This is a genomic window from Clostridium ragsdalei P11, assembly GCF_001675165.1.
In the GTDB taxonomy this organism is placed as follows: Bacteria; Bacillota; Clostridia; order Clostridiales; family Clostridiaceae; genus Clostridium_B; species Clostridium_B ragsdalei.
In genome coordinates, this window is sequence record NZ_LROS01000066.1 from 133,151 (window position 1) to 152,576 (window position 19,426).

Genomic DNA, 19,426 nt, shown 5'->3' on the forward strand with positions numbered 1-19,426 from the left:
TTTTATTATTCAACAACTATAATATCTTTGCTGTATTTATTTAAAACTTCACAGCCATCTTCTGTAACAAGTACCAAATCCTCTATTCTAACTCCTATCTCACCTGGTATGTAGATACCCGGTTCAATTGAAAATATCATACCAGGTTGTACCTTATCGCTATTTACAGAAGAAACATCACCTAAATCGTGACATTCTATTCCTATAGAGTGCCCCGTTCTATGTGTAAAGTACTTACCATAACCTTTACCTTCTATATAATCTCTAGCAGCCTTATCTATATCACAAAATCTTACCCCAGGTTTAACTGCTTCAATTCCTCTCTTATTGGCTTCTAAAACTGTATTATATACCTTCTTACTATTTTCAGGAACATATTTATAAAATACGGTTCTCGTCATGTCGGAACAATAGGAATCTTTAACACATCCAATATCTATAGTTACAGCTTCTCCTTCTTTAAGTATAGAATTATCTATCTCATGATGAGGATCAGCTGCATTTATTCCATAAGCTACAATAGGATCAAAAGAAAATCCTTCTGCTCCTAAACTTTCATATATATTTTCTAAAGCTTTTCCCATCTTCTTTTCTGTATAACCTTCAGGAATCAGTTTTATCAACTTGCCTATAGCCTTATCATTCAGCCTGGATGCTTCTCTCATTAAATTTCTTTCATCATTATCTTTACACATTCTTATTCTATCAATTATTTCAGAACCATTTACAAAATTACTGCTAGCTTTCAATTCCATTAATCTCAAAAGAAATCTAGCCGGCCAATTTTTGTCTATACCTATAGGTAAATTTCTGTCTGTATATTTTGAGATGATTTGAACAGCATCATCTGTGTCTTTAAACCAAATCTTTTCTAATCCTATATCTTCTTCTAAAGGAAATAGCTCATTTATAAATAACTTCTTGTCCCCATTTATATTTAAATAAAGTACAAGTAATCTTTCTCCTGGATGTATCCACTTTCCAGTTAAATAAAATATGGATGCTGGATCTGATACAATAAGCTGCGGTACACTTTGAGATTCCATTTTTTCCAATACCTTGCTCAGTCTATCTATTTTCATGTCAATTTCATCCCCTATAATTTTTATTAAATTACAACATATTCTAGTATAATTGTAGATTTCTTTTATTCTAAAAACAATAAAAATACACTTATTTAACTATACTGTACTATATTTGAATTAACTATTATTTTTGCTATTTCATTATGAATCTCTTTTGACACATGTATTCCATCATCTAAGAAATATTCTTTCATTTTACTATCTGCAGCTAAAATCGTTCCTACATCTATAACTCCAATATTTTTCTTTTTGCCATATTCAACTAACAATTCTCGCAATTTGCACAAACCTTGGTCAACTTCTCCATAATCCCTATCTTTAAACCATGTCTTTTCTACAATGTCATCTTTAACTGGAAGAGGCGTTAGAACTATAGGAACAAATTTATTTTTTTCACACATCTGAACCATTATATCTATATTTTTTAAAATATCATTAATATTTGTCTTTAGAAATACGTCATTAGTTCCCCCCATAATTAGAACTTTGGATGGTTTAAACTCAACAACATCTTTTTGAAATCTTTCCTTCATTTCGCCTGTTGTATTACCTGGTATACCTTTATTAATAATATTTTCCTTTATTTTCTTAGATAACACACTAACCCAACTTTCCGTTTTGCGGACTCTAAAACCAAAAGTTATACTATCTCCAATACATACAATACTCACTTTATTTTCACCTTTTTCTATCATATATTTTAAATGATATATACTCATTTACTACGTTATTATGTTATATTTTGCTTAACAATCCTTTAAACTTTTGATAGTTTACTTTTACCCCATCATCTAAGTTCATTTCTATTTGCATATCTGCCATATGATGTAAAACTTCATCATATTTCTTTAACTCATCTATTTGCTTATCAATGGCTGTAAGCTTTTTCTTAGCATCATTCTTTTCTTTAGTATCATAATCTCCATCTATTACATCTGACAAAGATTTTCTCTCTGTATCAAGTCTATCTTGAAACTCATGCAAATAATCCGTTCTTATTCTTGATAAAGTTGTTTTATCATATCTATGCATATAAATTAAACAGTTGAAAGCTTTTTGTTTTCCTGATGTAAACAACCAGTATATAGGTCTCTTTCTATATGTTTGAACATGGTCTTTAAAAAAATCATTAAGGAAATATCTTCTTATAGTATCTTTTGCTGTTTCGTTACTCTTCTTGCCAAGTATTTCAGCTATAAAATTAAGATTTTCTGACAAACTTTCTTCTCCAAAAGTAACTTTAACAAATTCCACAAACTTAGCTACTATATCATCTTGAAAATAGCTATCTGATAGTATTGGTATTATATTATCCTCATCAGCTTTAAATGTTTTATATTTTGAAGGATCAAACTTGCCTCCAGCATAGACCAGTCCTTCCTGATCTAAAGAATATCTACCAAATACACAACCAACTGCATAAGATATAAATGATTTAATTTCTCTTTCTTTATCTGCTTTTCTTATAGTAATATATTTTTCTTCAACTTCTGGAGTTATTTCATCTTGAAGTTCATAAATATCTATAAAAATTTTATTTATTTTTTCTTCGTTTTCTTTTAACTTATAAAATTGATTTTTCGTGATACTATCCCAGTTATTAAAAGCTTGCTCTATCTTATTATTATTTTTATACATTAATATAGGGTGATTTTTAAAATTCCATGAAGTTTCAAAAGAATTCCAATCTTCTCTTGATATATCTATACATTCTTGAGAAATTAAATTTATTTTATCTCTTATGTTATTATTCTTCTCCATATATATTGGTATTTCTTTAACAGTTCCTGCCGTCAAATTCAGTGTTGGAGATATGAACTCAAAAATATTAGCAATTATTTTAGTGTTAAAAAAACTTAATATATAATTAAAATCTGATTCATCTTTTACAAATATAGAATCTGCAGATTGGTCAAAAATAAATCCTTTGTTTAATACTCTTATAGTATTTATACCAGATGTTATTCTTTTCCAGCTTATTCCATTGTAACTTAAAAAAAATCTTTCATTTCTTATAACTGAACTTTTTTCACTTCTAACTTTTTCTCCATTATTTTTCCAATATATAACTTTCGAAATATTGCCATACCACTTACGAGCATCTCCTCCCATTTGATAAGGTATCCAATATTTATTACTATTTTTTTCATTCATAAAATTTATAGACTCATTTTTTACTTCAAACCACTCTCTTGTATATTTACTATTACTTCCTGTCTGCATTCCAGTACAAGGGAATGAAATATCATCTATTATTTTTGCTTTATTTAATATACCTATTTCCTTATCCGTTAACCAATACCCAAATCTCTTTCCTGGTATACTGTTCATTTTGGTCTGATTAATTATGAATCTATATGTTACCTCAGGATTAACTATTGCTTCTCTTGTTTTTATTGACTGATTTTTAACACCTTTAAATTCTGATAACTTAATGTAATTACCTAATATGTTGCTTTCATAATTCCTTAATGTGAATGTACAAACTGGAACAGTAGCTTCTTCAAGCCCTGAATATTCCAACTGAATTAAAGTGCTTATATTTTTTGTTTCAATAATTATATTTCTTAATTTTTCATATGATTTAATGAACATCCATACAAATGGAGTCATAAATGCCAATTGACCATTATATTTAACTTTAGAAAAACTATATACAATAAATGCTGAAAAAATATCTGACTTTACATCTGAATAATTTTTACTAATAAATTCTCCTAAAATAGGATTTAAGTACTTATTCCCTATATATGGAGGATTAGTTGATAAAACATCATATGTTTTCACCATTATACTTGTCTGTTTCATTAATTTAGGTAATATATTAACAACCTTTTTTCTACTTTCCTCTTGCATTAAATCCTCTACAGGGTCATTTAATATATGCTCATATCTTTTTTCTAAAAATTCTTTATCAAACTCTTCTATCTTTATAAGTGAACCACATATCTTTGCATTTTTGAACTGCTCTATAAAAGCTTTTGTCTTATCATAATTTTCTCCTGAAGACTCTCCTGCTATATACTCTATATCTCCTTCATTTAAGTCATTAGTTTCTTGTATAGACGCTATATTTATACTCATTCCTTCTCTTTCTATACTTCTAAGAAGTCTATTATTATACTTCATTCCTTTCATAACAACGGCAAAACAAGCAAGCTGATAAGCCTTATCATCTATATCAAGTCCATAAAGGTTATTTTCTATAATAAGCCTTGGTATTTCTCTATTCATATATCCACATTTTTCATATATTTGATATAATACATCAAACATATAAACTAATATATGCCCTGAACCACAAGCAGGGTCAAAACATTTAATATCTTCTACCTTTAATTCTTTATTTATATATGGAGCTAATTTTTCTTCAAAATCTGATTCTGGATTAGGGTTCTCAATATAAAATTTCCACTCTTTCTTTAATTCATTATGTTCCGGATGAGATTCCACCCAATACCTTCCCAATGAGTTTTGAACCATATATCTAACTATCCAATCAGGTGTAAATAGCTGAGTAGCAAATGGAATTTCTTCTTTTTTATATTTCTTTTTAGCTTTTATAACTCTATCTTTTTCTTCTGAATTATAATATTGATAAAGCCATCCTATAATCTCTACATTTTCCCAATAACTTTCTGGTATAAAATTAGTATCTGTAAGTCTTCTAATAAAAGCTCCTTCATTTAAAAGACCATCTGGAAGCAATAATTCCGTATAATGTCCTATCTTTTCAAACATAAATGGAAGAATTGTGTTTAAAGAATTACATTGAACTATTATCATATACTTAAATAGTGCTTCCATATCATTATTTAATCTCAATTCATATATTTTTTGTTTATCTACTGGAAGGTTCACATTACTTGCTTCTTTTATTAAGTCAGGCTCAACACTTCCTGGAGTTGTAGATGATAAAGGTCTAACCCTTGTAGGCATATAATTATTTACTTCCATAAATCTTAATGCTGTAAATCTATTGAACCAAGTATATGCAACTTCCTCAATTACACTACTATATCCATCCTCACCTTTTTCATTTATAATTTCTATTTCTTTTATAAGCTTTTCTCTTTGTAATTTTTCATCTTTGCTAAGAGTCCTTCCATTAATAACTATAGAATCACTGCTAACTATTTTTGAATTTTTTACACTATCTTTTTCTATACCATATTGACGAGCCTTCACTTTTATTTTATCTATTAGTTCATTTCTTGCTTCTATGGCAAAACTTTTCAGTGTATTTTTATCCATATCTTAATCCTCCATATATCAAAGAAATAGGAGATAAACAGAATTGTAAGCATATGATTCCATTTTTAAAGTTTCTCTTAGTTAATCTATAAATTCATTCTCATCTGCAAGTTTAATCACCATTTCTTTATCACTAAAAGACTTTAATATTTGTATTAAAATCTATTTTGTTACAACATCTTTGCTATTAAAAACATAGTTTTCATTCCAAGGGAAGTAAACTTTTCCTCATATTCTGTAACTACATTTTCAGTAAAATCACTGCTGTGAAGATCATAAGTAAGATACCTTATTTCAAAATTATTTTCCTTAAAATATTCCTGAGATTCTTCAAAAAGTTCCCTGTCATCTGTTTTAAACCATATTTCACTACCTAATTTTAAAAACTTTCTATACCTATTCAAAAATACAGTATGGGTAAGTCTTCTTTTCTTTTGTCTTCTTTTAGGCCAGGGATTACAGAAATTTATATATATCCTGCTTATCTCATCTTTATCGAAAACTTCCTCAATTTGAGCTATGTTCATAGGCATTATCCTTGCATTTGTAACTTCATCTTCTTGAAGCTTTTTAAGTGCATATATTAAAACTTCATCTTTTAAATCAATGCCTATATAATTTATATTAGTATTGTTTAACGCCTGAGTATACAAGAATTTTCCCCTTCCACAACCTAATTCCAAATATATATCATTCTGATTTTTAAACTCTTCTTTCCATTTTCCCTTATACTTTTGTACTTCTGTTATAGTTAAAGAACTAGCCTCCATTTCAGGTCTAGCCCACCATTTTTTTCTAAGTCTCATATCCTAAATTCCTTTCCAAATTTTTAATCACAAAATAAATTATCTATTTAAATTACAAAACTGTCAATGCTATTATATAAATATTGTTTTCTATACATTATTAAAGTTTTTTCTACAATATACGATAATAATAAGTAAAATATTATACTATTCAGGTTGTGAAAATTATGGATTACTTTATAGAAGAACTAAAAAACAAAAAGATAATTAACACTGATGATATAAAAACAATGCAAGAATACATTAATAAAAAATATTTTAAGATTCCGTCCAGCGAAAAGGCAAAAATGCTTTCCAACACCATACACCATATTTTAGATACAAATCTAAAGGAACTACCAGAAAGTTATAGACAAACTGTAAAAATAAACACTTTAAAAAATACCTTCTCTAAAAATAAAGCCTCAATTTTCATGTATGATATATTTCTCTGCTGTATTAAAATCGAACCTTTAAAGAAAAATTTTACAAAAGAAATTACCCGCTGGATAAATGCAAATATAGAAAATTCAGTTGAAGAAAAAGATTTAAACAACTATTTAGGGATAACAAGTCCAAAAATGAATCCTGTTACAGATGAAAACCTAAACAACAAAATAACTGAGCCTGTTAGTCCCAATAGAACTATTGAAACTACAGCTGCTCCAGCTATACCTTTCAAGTTAAAATTTAATAAAAAACTTTTAATATTTTCCTCAATTATATTTTTTATTTTAATTTCTCAGGTATTAGGACAAGTTTTTTTTCAAAAAAGCCTATTTAAAACTCCTTTTTATATAGCCAGTACTTCTGAAAGTGGGAATAGCTATTTAAAAGATTTAGCTAATCAAATAACTTTAAAAAATGCTAAAAAAAATTTCCCAAATGTATATCTTCCTGAATATTTAAAATATCAAACAATAGATGAAGATAAATTGAAATCCTACTTAAGCAGCCGCAATTCACTTCTAGGCAAAGATCCATATTTCTCTACTATAATGAGTACTGCAAGAGAGTTCAATTTAAATCCAGTTTTATTATTTGCTATAACAGGACAGGAACAGAACTTCGTACCTGTAAATACTCCAAGTGCCTCTAAAATAGCTAATAACCCTTTTAACGTATATCACAGTTGGCAGGAATATAATACTGATATAAAAGATTCATCAAGAATAGCTGCCAGAACTATCATAAATCTATCGGAAGACAGGCCAAAGGAAAACAACCCCTTTATGTGGATAGGCAAAAAATATGCAGAAGATTCAAATTGGGGTAATGGAGTCCAAGCCATATTTGAAGAAATAAACAATTACTTTGCACTTTACAGCAAAAAATAATAGGAAGATTGTAAATAAAAAACAAATTTACAATCTTCCTCTGTTTATCCGATGACTACTCGCTCTAATACTCCCACTTCTTCAAGTTTACGTTGAGAGCGACTATGTCCCTGGATAACGATTTCTCCTAAAGGATAACGCATTCTAAGTACTGAAGCACTAAGAATCCTGTTAATAAGCATCAGGTGGAGTTAAAACTCCATCTGATGCCAAGAACTCTGTTTATCTGATGATACTATTTGCAATGGTCATAAGTTTAGAGTATATAGCCATTGATGGAATACCTACCACATAATTTGCAATTGGTGTAGCTACAAATACAAGAAGTATAATAAGCTGATACCTATATAAAGTATCTGATATATTATAGTAAAACGAAGGAAACAAATCCCTTAGTATATGAAATCCATCTAATCCAGGTATAGGTATTAAATTGAACACAAACAACATACAATTTATATTTACTACATACAATACAATTTTAACTACTATATTTGAAACTAAATTATAATTACTAGATGAAAAGATAAATTTATATAAAAACACTGTCAAAAGTGCAGCTAAAAATGCTGTTATTAAATTAGCCAAAGGACCTGCCGCAGAAACTTTTAAATCATCTTTATTTCTATTTTTAAAGGCATTTGGATTGATCTCAACAGGCTTTGCCCATCCAAACCCTACAAGTAATATCATTATAAAGCCTATAATATCTATATGTGCAAATGGATTTAAAGTAAGCCTTCCTTGAAATTTAGCTGTTTTATCTCCTAATCTATCTGCCACAAAGGCGTGAGCAAATTCATGGAATGTAAGCCCTATAAGTATTCCTGGTATAATAAGTATCTTATCCAATATCATTTCATTCAAATAATTTCATCCCCTCTTTTTACTAATTTAACGTTACTTTTTGCAACTTTCCACCATTTACTGATGCAATTCCGCCTTCATATATTTGCACAAAATTTCCTTTATATACATATTGCTTTCCACTTGTAACTTCTGTAACAATACCTTTTAAATTGTCATTTATGTATATTTTGCCTGAAGGCATAACAAACACGTCATTCTTATTTACAGATTGGCCCAAATTTATGTTTTGATAATTACTTCCACTGTCATTTATAGTTCCACAGTAGATATTTGATATTTTATTATCCTTTTCATCAGCTATGTATATTTTGTCATTTTCATCTACTCCTACCCAAACAGGATTTTCTACCCCATTTATCGTAAGTGACCTATCATCGCCTGTAACATATATCTTACTGTATACTTTATCTTCATATATAAGTTTATCATCTAAAGATAATATTCCCATATTACCTACCATATAAGATCTTGTAGTTACTTTTTGCATTTCATTCATTATGTCAATTCTATATATATTTGTCCTTTCCCCGCTGCTTTCCATCTTAACATATATAACATTGGTAAAAGGAGATTCTTCTATATCATCAATTTTAGCTTTTTCATCTGTCCAATCCAGTGCTTTTATATTTTCTTTTATATCCTTACCAGCTTCATAATATGATAATTCAAATTTTGAACCGTCATCAGAACTTTCTTTTTCTGCTATAAGTATTCTATCCCTATCTTTTTGCCATTTATAAAAAGATACCTTGACTCCATCTTTAAATTCTATATTTTTTTCATTTCCGTCCTTTGTATCCACTACTTTCAAAACACTTGATTCACAATATGCCAGATACCTACCATCAAAGGAAACACTAATATTATTAGCATCTTCTGGTACCTTTATAACAACATCTGCTTTTTTGGGCTCACTCTTTACAATTTTTTTGGTTTTTATCTCTGTTTGAGAGGATAAAAAATAATTATTTATATAAAACAATCCTGCAAACTGTACTACAAGAGATATAATTATCCAAACAGTAATTTTCTTGAAAATTTTCATCCTTTACTCCCCTTTAATATTGTCTAATAATCTTCTATGGTTTTACATAAATAGCTGATGGCACTGATCTCTCACCTAGAGGATCACAAGTGTTGTTTATTACATCTCCTTCATAATACATAGTTGAAGAAGAACCTCCATCTAAATTCGTAGCATTTACTGCACCATATTGAAGCATTATATTTTGAACATCCTTCAGGGAAGCACCAATACTTTTAGTTTGTCGTCCATCTATAACAAGAAATAAAATAGCACCATCTGACCTTTGTCCTATTGCAGTTCTAGGGGCTATTCCCCAACCACCGTCACCAGATTTTATGGTACCTTCTCCACCCACTACTAAGGCAGGTTCAAAAGATATAGCTTCTGTAACATTCCTCTCTTTCAGTTCGTTTAAACTGTGATGTCCTACTATAAGTTCTCCTTTATTTGTAAGTGCCATTACACCTCTTGATTTATCATCAGGATCAGTTATATCATTGGCAACAATCTGGCCATCGCTCATAAGTACACCTGTAGGTTTTCCTCCTGTACCCGTCCACTTACTGTCACTATCACTAGAAGAACTATCTGTAAAACCCCCCCCATTTATAGCAGCTACAGCATTATGATCTTTTGCTATTTGACTTGTAAGTTCTCCAGCTACACCTAATTTTTTACTGTATCCTACCTTAACTCTAGTCGGATCGTGTATTATAAGCATATAACCTTTAAACTTTCTTCCATCACTTATTTCTTCCCTTTCTATACTACTATCATGCTTATTTTCAAATTTTAAAGGTGAATCATCTTTTTCTATATTTTTAGGTTTGTTTTCACTTAGTATTTTTTGTATTTCACTATCCGATAAAAACATCTTTGCTATGTACTGATGGCTCAAAGTAGTCATGGCTGCGCCTACTACTGTTTTCTTTACATTTTCAAAAGGACCGTAAAATACTAAAAATGGAGCAGTCATCCCGGTAAATATAAACTCAAATAATATGAAATACAGTATGAGTTTCCAAACTGGCCGTTTCTTTTTGCCTTCAATTTTCCCCTTCTTCATATGTTAAAACCTTTCCTTTCTAAAAAAAATACATCCTTCAATATTGTACAATAAATGATAAAATTTTTAAATAGAAATAATTATGAACATACTAAAAACTTTATATAATATAAACAGAGTTCTAAGCATCAGATGGAGTTTTAAACTCCATCTGATGCTTAGAAATCGTTATCCAGGGACATAGCCGCTCTTTACCCACACTTGGAGAAGTGGGAGTATTAGAGCGGGTAGTCATCGGATAAAGGACTAAATAAAAAAGTCACTTTGGTGTTCAGTATATAACCATTTTCTAACACCAAAGTGCTCTTGAATAGAATTTTAAATTATAAATATGTTTTTTTAATTTTCGATCTATTTCAAAAATTATATTTCCTATTTACAATCTCTTTGACGCTTCATATGCAAGAGGAGACCTCTCACATTCATCATGTTTCAAAGTTATTTGATAACATAACTTGCTTCCTTTCATTTTTTCTGAAGCATAACACAACCCATTTGATCTTGAATCTAAAAAAGCTTGATCTATTTGCTCTGGATCCCCTACTAAAAGCAATTTTGTACCCGATCCAACTCTCGTTATAATTGCTTTTACCTGTTTTGGAGTTAGATTCTGGGCTTCGTCAATTACAAGCCAATTTTTCACAATAGATCTTCCTCTTAAATAACCTACTGCCTCTGTAGTTATAATTCCCCTGTCAAATAATTCTCTTATTTTATCAGCTAATTCCTTTTCATTTTTATATCTTTCTTTTTCATCAGAATCCACTAATATTTCTAGATTGTCTAATATCGGTCTCATAAAAGGCGATATTTTTTCCTGTTCTGTACCTGGAAGAAATCCTATATCTTCATCCATAGTAACATTAGGTCTGCATACCAGCATCTTTCTATACTTTCCTTTGTCTTCTTCCATTATACTATGGAGACCTACTGCCAGTGAAAATAAAGTTTTTGCAGTTCCTGCAGGACCTTTTATTATGACAAGTGGAGCCTTTTCTGCATTTGTTAAAAGTGCCTCCAACATAAATTTCTGTCCCACATTTCTTGGAACTATTCCAAGAGGTGTACTATCCTTAAAGCAAAGTGAAACTATTTCTTTACCGTCAAATCTTCCAAGGGCAGTCTGTTTAGGATTACTTAAACAATGTATTATAATAAACTCGTTTACATAAAGAGGTGGATCAAAGTATTCTGCATTATCCTCATTATAACAAGTTATTTTATCAACTTTCATATATTTGTTACTATAAAATTCTGTTATATCCTTTTCTGAAGCATATACATCTATCCTTCCTGTATACTGACTTTCATCTTCGGGAACAACTTTTTCATAGAAATCTTCTACCTCTATATTTATTATATCAGCCTTAATTCTTTCAAATATGTCCTTTGTTATCAGACATACATTTTCACCACTTTCTTTAAGGCCTTTACACACCTGTATTATTCTGTTATCCGGTTTGCTTTTGTCCCAAGCTGGGGGCAACTGTACATCATAGTGGTTCATTTCAACCCTTAGTTTTCCACCACCTGGCAAGTCCACTCCTTGGTTAAGTTTACCGCTTTTTCTAAAGTCATCTATAAGCCTAGCTGCATACCTAGCATTGGCACCAAGATCATTTTTATTCTTTTTAAATCCATCTAACTCTTCCAGTACTACTTCAGGTATAACCACATCTCCATCATCAAAAGTCAATATAGCCCCTGGTGAATACAAAATAACATTGGTGTCTAAAACATAAGTTTTTTTCAAAGCCATTCCTCCCCTCTACCATTATTATAATATATTCATTTAAATATATAAATGAATTAAATTTCATAAACTTTCAAAATATATTTTGAATTATCTACATAAACAGAGTTCTTGGCATCAGATGGAGTTTTGACTCCACCTGATGCTTATTAACAGGATTCTTAGTGCTTCAGTACTTAGAATGCGTTATCCTTTAGGAGAAATCGTTATCCAGGGACGTAACTGCTCTTTACTCCAACTTGGAGAAGTGGGAGTATTAGAGCAGGTAGTCATCGGACAAAAAATAAGCACTAGTAATAACCAGTGCCTATCTTTCATAATATAATAATTGGGGATCAAAATATTATGCTATCTTTGTTTCATCGGTATATTGTTAATATTAACTATTATATGTGACAATATGGTGTCAAATATATTAAATATTTATTTACTTTTTTAATACTTTATGAATTAAAATGTTATTAACTTAGGTATATGAAGCAAAATAACAAGTCAAAGATACAAAATAGGCTAGCATACTGTCTAGTTATTTTTTCAATATGTCTTAATTCTAATAAAAAATCTGTACCCTAATTTAGAGTACAGATTTTTTATCATATATTTACTTTAAATTCTGTTCATAAGCCTGAATCATTTTTTTAACCATATTTCCACCTACAGAGCCTGCTTCTCTTGAAGTTAAATCTCCATTATAACCATTCTTTAAATTTACTCCAACTTCTTTAGCTGACTCCATTTTAAATTGATCTAATGCTGCTTTAGCTTGTGGAACTACTGGATTATTACTATTTGTCATAGTACTCACTCCTTTTTATAGTAAACTTTACTGCTTACATTTAAAGTTTCTACATTTTTAAAAAAATTACTCCAGGTAATTGAATGAATATTTAGTACTTGTTGCAATATAAGCTAATAAACATAAATGTTTTTAAATTTTTTACTGCTTTGTAATAAGAAAGTAAGCACCGTTAGCTACCAGCACTTACCTCTTTCAATAGATACATATAATTATACTATCCCCATTTTCGCTAAGGTCATTTCCCTAGGACACTATTATATTACCCAATATTTCTAACAATATGACACCATATACATTATGTAAATATTCATAAAAAATAATCTGGATAAAAAATAATCATTTTCATAATAGTAGATTTTATACTAGATTTTATAAGTTGTGAAGATACTAGATTACAATTACAATTAAATTAGTTACACTATTTAGAATCAATTAGGCATTTGAAAGAAAATAGGCTAGCATACTGACTAGTTATTTCTTTGAAAATGCCTTATAAGGAGCATTGTAAAATGTGGAAAAGTTATGGAAGATTTATAATAAATATCGTATTTTTATTTCTAATTTGTTTCTTAAACTTAATACCAAAATCAGTTCACGCTGCTTCTGGGCAGGTTTCTAGGATAGGAGAATTTAATAGATATGCAACTGCTGCTAAAAGTGCAACTACAAATTGGACTAGCAGCAAAAATGTAGTATTGGTGTGTGGTGAAATATATGCAGATGCAGTAAGTGGGGTAACCCTTTCAAAAAAGTTAGATGCTCCTATACTTTTAACTACTTCTAACTTACTTAATTCATATACTAAATCTGCATTAGACATCTTAAAACCCCAAAACATATATATTATAGGAGGAGTCTCCTGTGTATCACAAAATATAAGAGATGAACTTAAAAATTATGGTTACAATTTAATAGAATTAAGTGGAAAAAATAGATACGAAACCAATGTATCTGTTGCTAATGAATTAGTCAAATTAGGTGTGAATCCTCTAAATGTAATGCTTGTTTCAGGGAAAGGATTTTCAGATGCCCTATCAGCTGCACCTATAGCAGCAGCCAAAGGACAAATTCTTTTACTTGGAAACAATGATGACGACTCAATGCAACCAGTTTTAACCTTTATTAAAAATAACAATTCAAATGTTACAGTTATTGGTACACAAAATGTATTAAATGACAATATGTATAATAAAATAGGTGCTGTGAAAAGAGTAAATGGTGGAGCTAACAGATTTGGAACCAATTTAAATATGTTAAATGAATACCAGGATATATTAAAAAATGATAAGCTGTTTATAGCAAATGCAGGTGGAGAAGATTTTCCAGATCCTCTTATAGCCTCTTCTTTAGCTGGTAAATGGTCATCACCATTAGTGCTTGTAGATGGTGATAATTCCCCATCTACAGAGGAAGCATTAAACTACATAAAAAATAAAGCAACTAATTTAACAGACTTAAATGCCATAGGTGGCAAAAACGTTATTTCTGATAATATTATCTCAAAGATAAATAATGCAATTTCCAATGACATTGTTTCAATAACTACAAATGGACTAAATCAAATTAAAATTACATTCAATACTGAAATCAATAAAGAAACAGCTGAATTTGTTGGGAATTATCAAATTGACGGAATTGACCTTACCACCAATATATCTTCAGCTTCGCTGCAAGATGACAATAGAACTGTACTAGTTACCCTTGCAAACCCGTATTCACAATATAAAAACATAATTTTTACTGTAAAAAGCACTGTGCTAGATAAGGATTTAAATGTCATAACACCTAAAATTGAAAAGGAAATTATCTTTCTAGACATAACTGCACCTAAAATACAAGCACTAACGTTGTACGGCAGTAATAAACTAATACTCGAATTTTCAGAACCAATAAGAATAAAGACAGATAATCTATCTTCTATGAAAATCAATGGTCAAAGTATAGTAGGCCTTGGATTAAATACATCCTTAAGTACTTTTTATGAAAAATCAGGCATATGGTCAATGAAAGTAGTACTTTATTTTGATACACCCCTTAAAAAAGGTGTCAATACTTTTAAAATTCCCCGGGGGATCTCAGGTGAACAGTTCGATGACGCTGCAGGATTTCCTACAGAAGAAACTTCTATAAATTTTAATGTTAATTCATTAAAGGACAATCCTCAAATTGCAGAAGCTAATTATACTACAGATGGAATTATTTATATAACTTACAATAGATCCATGGATACTAAAAGCGCACTTAATATAAATAATTATAAAATAAATGGAAATGCCTTAACTTCCTCTTCCATAGATTTTTGTCAGGGATCAAATGATAAAGTTGTTAAAATAAAAATTATAAATTCTTTACTTAATATTGGAAGTAATATTATAAGTGTCTCAAACAATATTAAAGACGCCTATGGCAATAACATATATGACAATTCCAGTACAAGTTTTGAAGTTGAAGATAATGCTGTAAAACCACAAATTGCACAATTTGAAATACTCGACAGTCAAACAATAAATATAAAATTCAACCAATATGTAATGAATATATATGCAACCAATAAATCAAATTATAAATTGCTTGATTCTGATGGAAGAGACATAAGCTATAAAATTGATGAAATAATACCTGCTACCAGAGTTAATAATGACAATACAAATACCTATAATATAAAATTTATAAGAGATAATGCCTTAACATATGTAACATACACTTTAGTTATTAAAAATATCATTGATACTAACTTAAAGCCTAATGTGATGGATGATTATACTATAACTTTCAATGGAATAGATAACATAGATCCCAAAGTTACAGCTATAGTTGAAAAATCAGATAATCCTCAAGAAATAGTTATTTTTTTCAATGAACCCATGGATATAGATTCACTAAAAAATTCTTCAAATTATTATTTTTTAGATGGTACAGGTGATACTGAAACATTGCCTTATAATGCAGTGATTACTCCTGGTGAAGATAATACTTATGTTCTAATTAAATTTCCATCTAATTATATATTAAGCTATGGGACTTCAGAAAATAATGTACTCAAAGTAGGTGTAGAATATGTTAAGGATAAATCTCTAAATACTTTATCAGGAATAGCCTATGTTGATAACATAAGTAGAGATTATAGTACAGGGCCATCTCTTGTTTCAAATACTGTAAAATTTTTTTACAATGGTGATGACCTGAAAGTACAGTTTATTCTAACTTCTAATCTGGACAATTTAAACTTAAATGACTTTAAAGTTGCAGGGATGACTCCTGATGGTGGTACTGTATACGGAAGTAAAGTAATTCTTACTTTTTCTAGTGGAATTCAAGATAATGTAAAAATAAACACGGTGAAGTCAGCTGGAGCTAATGCACTACTTACAATTGAAAATCCGATTTCTAAAGATATAGCAGGACGTACACTAAAAGAAGGATTGGATAAGGTATACAGTATGCTGCTTCCTCCAAGAACTAATTTCAGTTTGTGGTTTGCAAGCAGCACCACGGGAAATAACTCTGTAACAATAGCATTTGATGAAGATATAGACGATAGTATTTATGGATTGTACTGTGATGATTTTATATTTACAAATGAACGCACTGGTGGAAAACTGAATCCTATCTCTGTATCAGTTAATAGTAAAAATGTAACTTATAAATTTGAAGACGGCTCTATAAAGTCTGGAGATAAAATTGACATTCATGCTGCATTGTCCCCTACAGATATTAACATAAGAAGTAAAAAAGATGTCAGTGGAGAAAATTCCGTTTACATTCCGTCAAAATATGATTTGCGAATAAGGACAATAATTTCTAAATAAAATAATTATATTTTATTAACAAATTTCAATTTTACACATAGTATATAATATAAATATTTTCACGGAGGCATTACATGAATATCAATTCTACTAGCGACAGCAGTAGTAAAGAAAATCCTGAAGACTTCGATATTTCCCAAAATATATGTCCATATTACTCAATGTCTTATTATGATGAACCAATAGATGATGAATACGAGGACGAAGATCCTGATGAATACGACTTCGATCCTGACGACGACGGATACAGACACGGGAGACCTAAAAGAAGACGTAGAAGGCGCAGACGTAGAAGAAGACGTAGAATGATGCATAGACCTTTCATGCCATTCGTATTCCCTGTAATCATGTATGGTGATTATGACGATTGGTATTAATATTAAAAGGTAAGCTTAGATAGGTACTAGCAAATTGCCAGTACCTATTATAATGCATTTTATAATGCATTTTTTAGGCTTGTTTTGCTAATGCAAAACAGCTGCAAATTTATATAAGTCAGCAATATTTCGCTTTAGCGAAATGAGTCATTAAAAATTTAATTAAAGATTTTTCGTAGTGCAGCGGAGAAAAATCCTCCTTCACTGTCCTCTGTCCTCTCAAAAATATTGCTTTCCAATATTTTCAAACTGTGAAAGTTGAGTTAATAATTAATACCATTTTTATATAAATAAGGCTTGTCTCTAATAAGTAAAAGAAACACCCATGCCAAGATTTTCGGCTTTTTCTAAAGCATTAGTATTAGCAATATCACCCTTATCTGCGACTCCCGGAACAGTAATTATTCCTAGATTGTTCCACTTCAGATAATCAATAATACCTTTGTAAGTTTCAATTGCTCCATTAAACATACCATCTTCGTTACCTTCTCCACAAATCATAAGTACACTTTCCTTTATTTTAAGTGGACGTTTGCAATTAGGTGATACATAAGCATATAGTCTATCTATTGGTGCTTTTATTTGTGATGACATACCAGACCAATATAAAGGTGTTACAAATACAATCACATCTGCACTTTCAAGTAGTGGTTCTAATTCACTAAAGTCATCCTGAAATGAACAGGCGCTGCCCTTACTCCAGCAGGTATTACAAGCCTTACAACCATTAATATTTTTCATTGCTGTTTCAAATTTTGTTACAATATGCCCTTTGGCCCTAGCACCTTTAATAAATGCATCTGCCATCATTTCACTGTTACCATTTTTTCTTGGGCTTCCTGTAAGTACTAAAATATTTTTAACCATTTTTATCACTCCTTGTAAACATTAACAACTGGTTTTATCTTCTTCTTTATCCAATTATATAGTCAGATTAAATGGTTGTAAAGCATTAAAATTACTGCAGGTTACCATATATAATGTCTCCAATATATTTATAACCCTTGTCACTAGGATGTGCTGTATTTGTTCCACTTCCGCCTGAATAATCGTTTTTAGCCATTCCAAACAAACCTTCCTTTTGTGCAGTAATATAATCCTTATAATAAGCTTTATAAATGTCTATAACACCTGTATTATAAGCATCTGCTATTTCGTATAAAGACATAACATAAGCAGACCAATTTGTTGTCCATGTCTCAGCAGGCATTTGATTTGACACCAAGCATACATCACTACCTCTTTCGTTCCAATAGCTTACTAAGTTTATCATGCTTTCCTTGTAAGCTTGAACAGAAATACCTCGTCCTGCTTCATTAATTCCAAAAGACAGTAATACTAAATCCGGCTTTGGTAATACATTCCAAATTTTCTTTGTGGTATCTGTAGTAAAATAACTTGCCGTTTTACTAGAAATTGCTATCTTGTCTACCTCAATTCCTGTAGTGCTTGATGAGGCAATTGCACCTTCTATAAAAATATTGGATGTTTTATTTGGAGTTATTACTAATGTATGTCTTGTATTAGTTAAGCCTGAATAAGAAACTTTGTGTGAAAAGCTTTCTGTTTCTCCTAAACAATCTATAGAGCCTACTTTTTTCCCATCTATGGCTGCAACAGCTGTGCCTCCATCCTTTGCTTTAGAATACAGCAAATCCAAACTTGTTCCAGTAAAAACTAAAGTTGCCGGTGAAATACTTTTATTAGAAATTCCAAAGCATCCACCAAAACCACCAACATTAGAAGTAAATTCTTTAGAGGCCCCAAAAACACTCCAACCTGTTCCTAGTTTCCATCTAGGTTTAGTACCAGAAGGAAGGGCACCTTCATAAATACTAATAAAGCCTTCTCCTGCATTTCCAAATTGATTTTGCAGTGATGATTTCATTACACCAACCCAAGATTTATTTATCTCATCGCTGGAATATTCTCCTCTTGTATTGGACTCACCTATACAATATATTCTTACCTTTTGGGTACTTGTATTTTTCAATTTATTTTTATATTTTAACAAACCTGCATTTATATTATATCCATACTTTTCATAAGGTGATTCTTTATGAATTACTTTTTTAGGGGTTGGTTTAATTTTCTTTATTACATTAATTTTTGCCGAACTTACAAAAAGCATGGCAAAATATGCAAATACAGCAGAAACAATGATTAATATCTTTTGACGCATATTAATACTCCTTTACCTATTTTTAATGTTTCTCTTTAATATATGTAGAAATCATACACCAAATACATTGTAAAATACGTAA

Annotated in this window: 14 protein-coding genes; 3 read left to right on the forward strand and 11 right to left on the reverse strand. The window is 30.1% G+C overall.

Annotated features, from left to right (window positions below; translation table 11 throughout):
- Positions 1-5: 5 nt before the first annotated feature.
- The 4 genes from CLRAG_RS17715 to trmB form a co-directional block, all read right to left on the reverse strand.
- A complete protein-coding gene (locus tag CLRAG_RS17715) occupies positions 6-1,082 on the reverse strand; it encodes a M24 family metallopeptidase (protein ID WP_065079615.1) in 1,077 nt (358 codons plus the stop codon).
- A gap of 95 nt (positions 1,083-1,177) precedes the next feature.
- The gene (locus CLRAG_RS17720; protein ID WP_167351588.1) at positions 1,178-1,756 is read right to left on the reverse strand and encodes a GDSL-type esterase/lipase family protein; all 579 of its coding nucleotides are present in this window, start codon (positions 1,754-1,756) and stop codon (positions 1,178-1,180) included.
- A 64-nt stretch (positions 1,757-1,820) separates the two neighbouring features.
- Positions 1,821-5,339, reverse strand: coding sequence for a BREX-1 system adenine-specific DNA-methyltransferase PglX (gene pglX / locus CLRAG_RS17725; RefSeq protein ID WP_065079617.1), 3,519 nt, complete (start codon positions 5,337-5,339; stop codon positions 1,821-1,823).
- A gap of 170 nt (positions 5,340-5,509) precedes the next feature.
- On the reverse strand, positions 5,510-6,145 hold the full coding sequence (trmB, locus tag CLRAG_RS17730) for a tRNA (guanosine(46)-N7)-methyltransferase TrmB (RefSeq protein WP_065079618.1): 636 nt from the start codon (positions 6,143-6,145) through the stop codon (positions 5,510-5,512).
- A 167-nt stretch (positions 6,146-6,312) separates the two neighbouring features.
- Between trmB and CLRAG_RS17735 the strand changes: the two genes are divergently transcribed.
- Positions 6,313-7,461, forward strand: a complete 1,149-nt coding sequence (locus CLRAG_RS17735) for a glucosaminidase domain-containing protein (protein ID WP_065079619.1) — start codon at positions 6,313-6,315, stop codon at positions 7,459-7,461.
- Positions 7,462-7,683: 222 nt separating this feature from the next.
- Here CLRAG_RS17735 and CLRAG_RS17740 read toward each other — a convergent pair whose 3' ends face one another.
- The 5 genes from CLRAG_RS17740 to CLRAG_RS17760 all read right to left on the reverse strand — a co-directional run bounded on the left by CLRAG_RS17740 (position 7,684) and on the right by CLRAG_RS17760 (position 12,973).
- On the reverse strand, positions 7,684-8,319 hold the full coding sequence (locus tag CLRAG_RS17740; RefSeq protein ID WP_207644838.1) for a site-2 protease family protein: 636 nt from the start codon (positions 8,317-8,319) through the stop codon (positions 7,684-7,686).
- A 31-nt stretch (positions 8,320-8,350) separates the two neighbouring features.
- The gene (locus CLRAG_RS17745; RefSeq protein ID WP_065079621.1) at positions 8,351-9,376 is read right to left on the reverse strand and encodes a hypothetical protein; all 1,026 of its coding nucleotides are present in this window, start codon (positions 9,374-9,376) and stop codon (positions 8,351-8,353) included.
- 34 nt (positions 9,377-9,410) lie between these two features.
- A complete protein-coding gene (locus CLRAG_RS17750; protein WP_065079622.1) occupies positions 9,411-10,424 on the reverse strand; it encodes a phosphodiester glycosidase family protein in 1,014 nt (337 codons plus the stop codon).
- 376 nt (positions 10,425-10,800) lie between these two features.
- Positions 10,801-12,177: a PhoH family protein gene (locus CLRAG_RS17755; RefSeq protein ID WP_065079623.1), complete on the reverse strand. Its 1,377-nt coding sequence runs from the start codon at positions 12,175-12,177 to the stop codon at positions 10,801-10,803.
- Between the two features lie 601 nt (positions 12,178-12,778).
- Positions 12,779-12,973 (reverse strand): alpha/beta-type small acid-soluble spore protein, encoded by a 195-nt coding sequence (locus CLRAG_RS17760; protein ID WP_065079624.1) that lies wholly within the window; start codon positions 12,971-12,973, stop codon positions 12,779-12,781.
- Positions 12,974-13,485: 512 nt separating this feature from the next.
- On the opposite strand from CLRAG_RS17760, the gene CLRAG_RS17765 reads away from it, so the two are divergent.
- Entirely contained in the window at positions 13,486-16,785 is a 3,300-nt protein-coding gene (locus tag CLRAG_RS17765; RefSeq protein ID WP_065079625.1) for a cell wall-binding repeat-containing protein, read from the forward strand.
- A 74-nt stretch (positions 16,786-16,859) separates the two neighbouring features.
- Positions 16,860-17,162: a hypothetical protein gene (locus CLRAG_RS17770; protein ID WP_065079626.1), complete on the forward strand. Its 303-nt coding sequence runs from the start codon at positions 16,860-16,862 to the stop codon at positions 17,160-17,162.
- Positions 17,163-17,465: 303 nt separating this feature from the next.
- Here the strand turns inward: CLRAG_RS17770 and CLRAG_RS17775 are convergent, their stop codons facing one another.
- The gene (locus CLRAG_RS17775; protein ID WP_065079627.1) at positions 17,466-18,029 is read right to left on the reverse strand and encodes a flavodoxin family protein; all 564 of its coding nucleotides are present in this window, start codon (positions 18,027-18,029) and stop codon (positions 17,466-17,468) included.
- A gap of 91 nt (positions 18,030-18,120) precedes the next feature.
- Complete coding sequence (locus CLRAG_RS17780) at positions 18,121-19,344, reverse strand: SGNH/GDSL hydrolase family protein (RefSeq protein ID WP_065079628.1); 1,224 nt, start codon at positions 19,342-19,344, stop codon at positions 18,121-18,123.
- Positions 19,345-19,426 lie beyond the last annotated feature (82 nt).

Excerpts from the sequence above, each read along its gene's own strand:
- CLRAG_RS17715 (WP_065079615.1), bottom strand. The coding sequence starts at position 1,082 with ATGAAAATAGATAGACTGAGCAAGGTATTGGAAAAAATGGAATCTCAA.
- pglX (WP_065079617.1), bottom strand. The coding sequence starts at position 5,339 with ATGGATAAAAATACACTGAAAAGTTTTGCCATAGAAGCAAGAAATGAA.
- trmB (WP_065079618.1), bottom strand. The coding sequence starts at position 6,145 with ATGAGACTTAGAAAAAAATGGTGGGCTAGACCTGAAATGGAGGCTAGT.
- CLRAG_RS17735 (WP_065079619.1), top strand. The coding sequence starts at position 6,313 with ATGGATTACTTTATAGAAGAACTAAAAAACAAAAAGATAATTAACACT.
- CLRAG_RS17740 (WP_207644838.1), bottom strand. The coding sequence starts at position 8,319 with ATGATATTGGATAAGATACTTATTATACCAGGAATACTTATAGGGCTT.
- CLRAG_RS17745 (WP_065079621.1), bottom strand. The coding sequence starts at position 9,376 with ATGAAAATTTTCAAGAAAATTACTGTTTGGATAATTATATCTCTTGTA.
- CLRAG_RS17750 (WP_065079622.1), bottom strand. The coding sequence starts at position 10,424 with ATGAAGAAGGGGAAAATTGAAGGCAAAAAGAAACGGCCAGTTTGGAAA.
- CLRAG_RS17760 (WP_065079624.1), bottom strand. The coding sequence starts at position 12,973 with ATGACAAATAGTAATAATCCAGTAGTTCCACAAGCTAAAGCAGCATTA.
- CLRAG_RS17765 (WP_065079625.1), top strand. The coding sequence starts at position 13,486 with ATGTGGAAAAGTTATGGAAGATTTATAATAAATATCGTATTTTTATTT.
- CLRAG_RS17770 (WP_065079626.1), top strand. The coding sequence starts at position 16,860 with ATGAATATCAATTCTACTAGCGACAGCAGTAGTAAAGAAAATCCTGAA.
- CLRAG_RS17775 (WP_065079627.1), bottom strand. The coding sequence starts at position 18,029 with ATGGTTAAAAATATTTTAGTACTTACAGGAAGCCCAAGAAAAAATGGT.
- CLRAG_RS17780 (WP_065079628.1), bottom strand. The coding sequence starts at position 19,344 with ATGCGTCAAAAGATATTAATCATTGTTTCTGCTGTATTTGCATATTTT.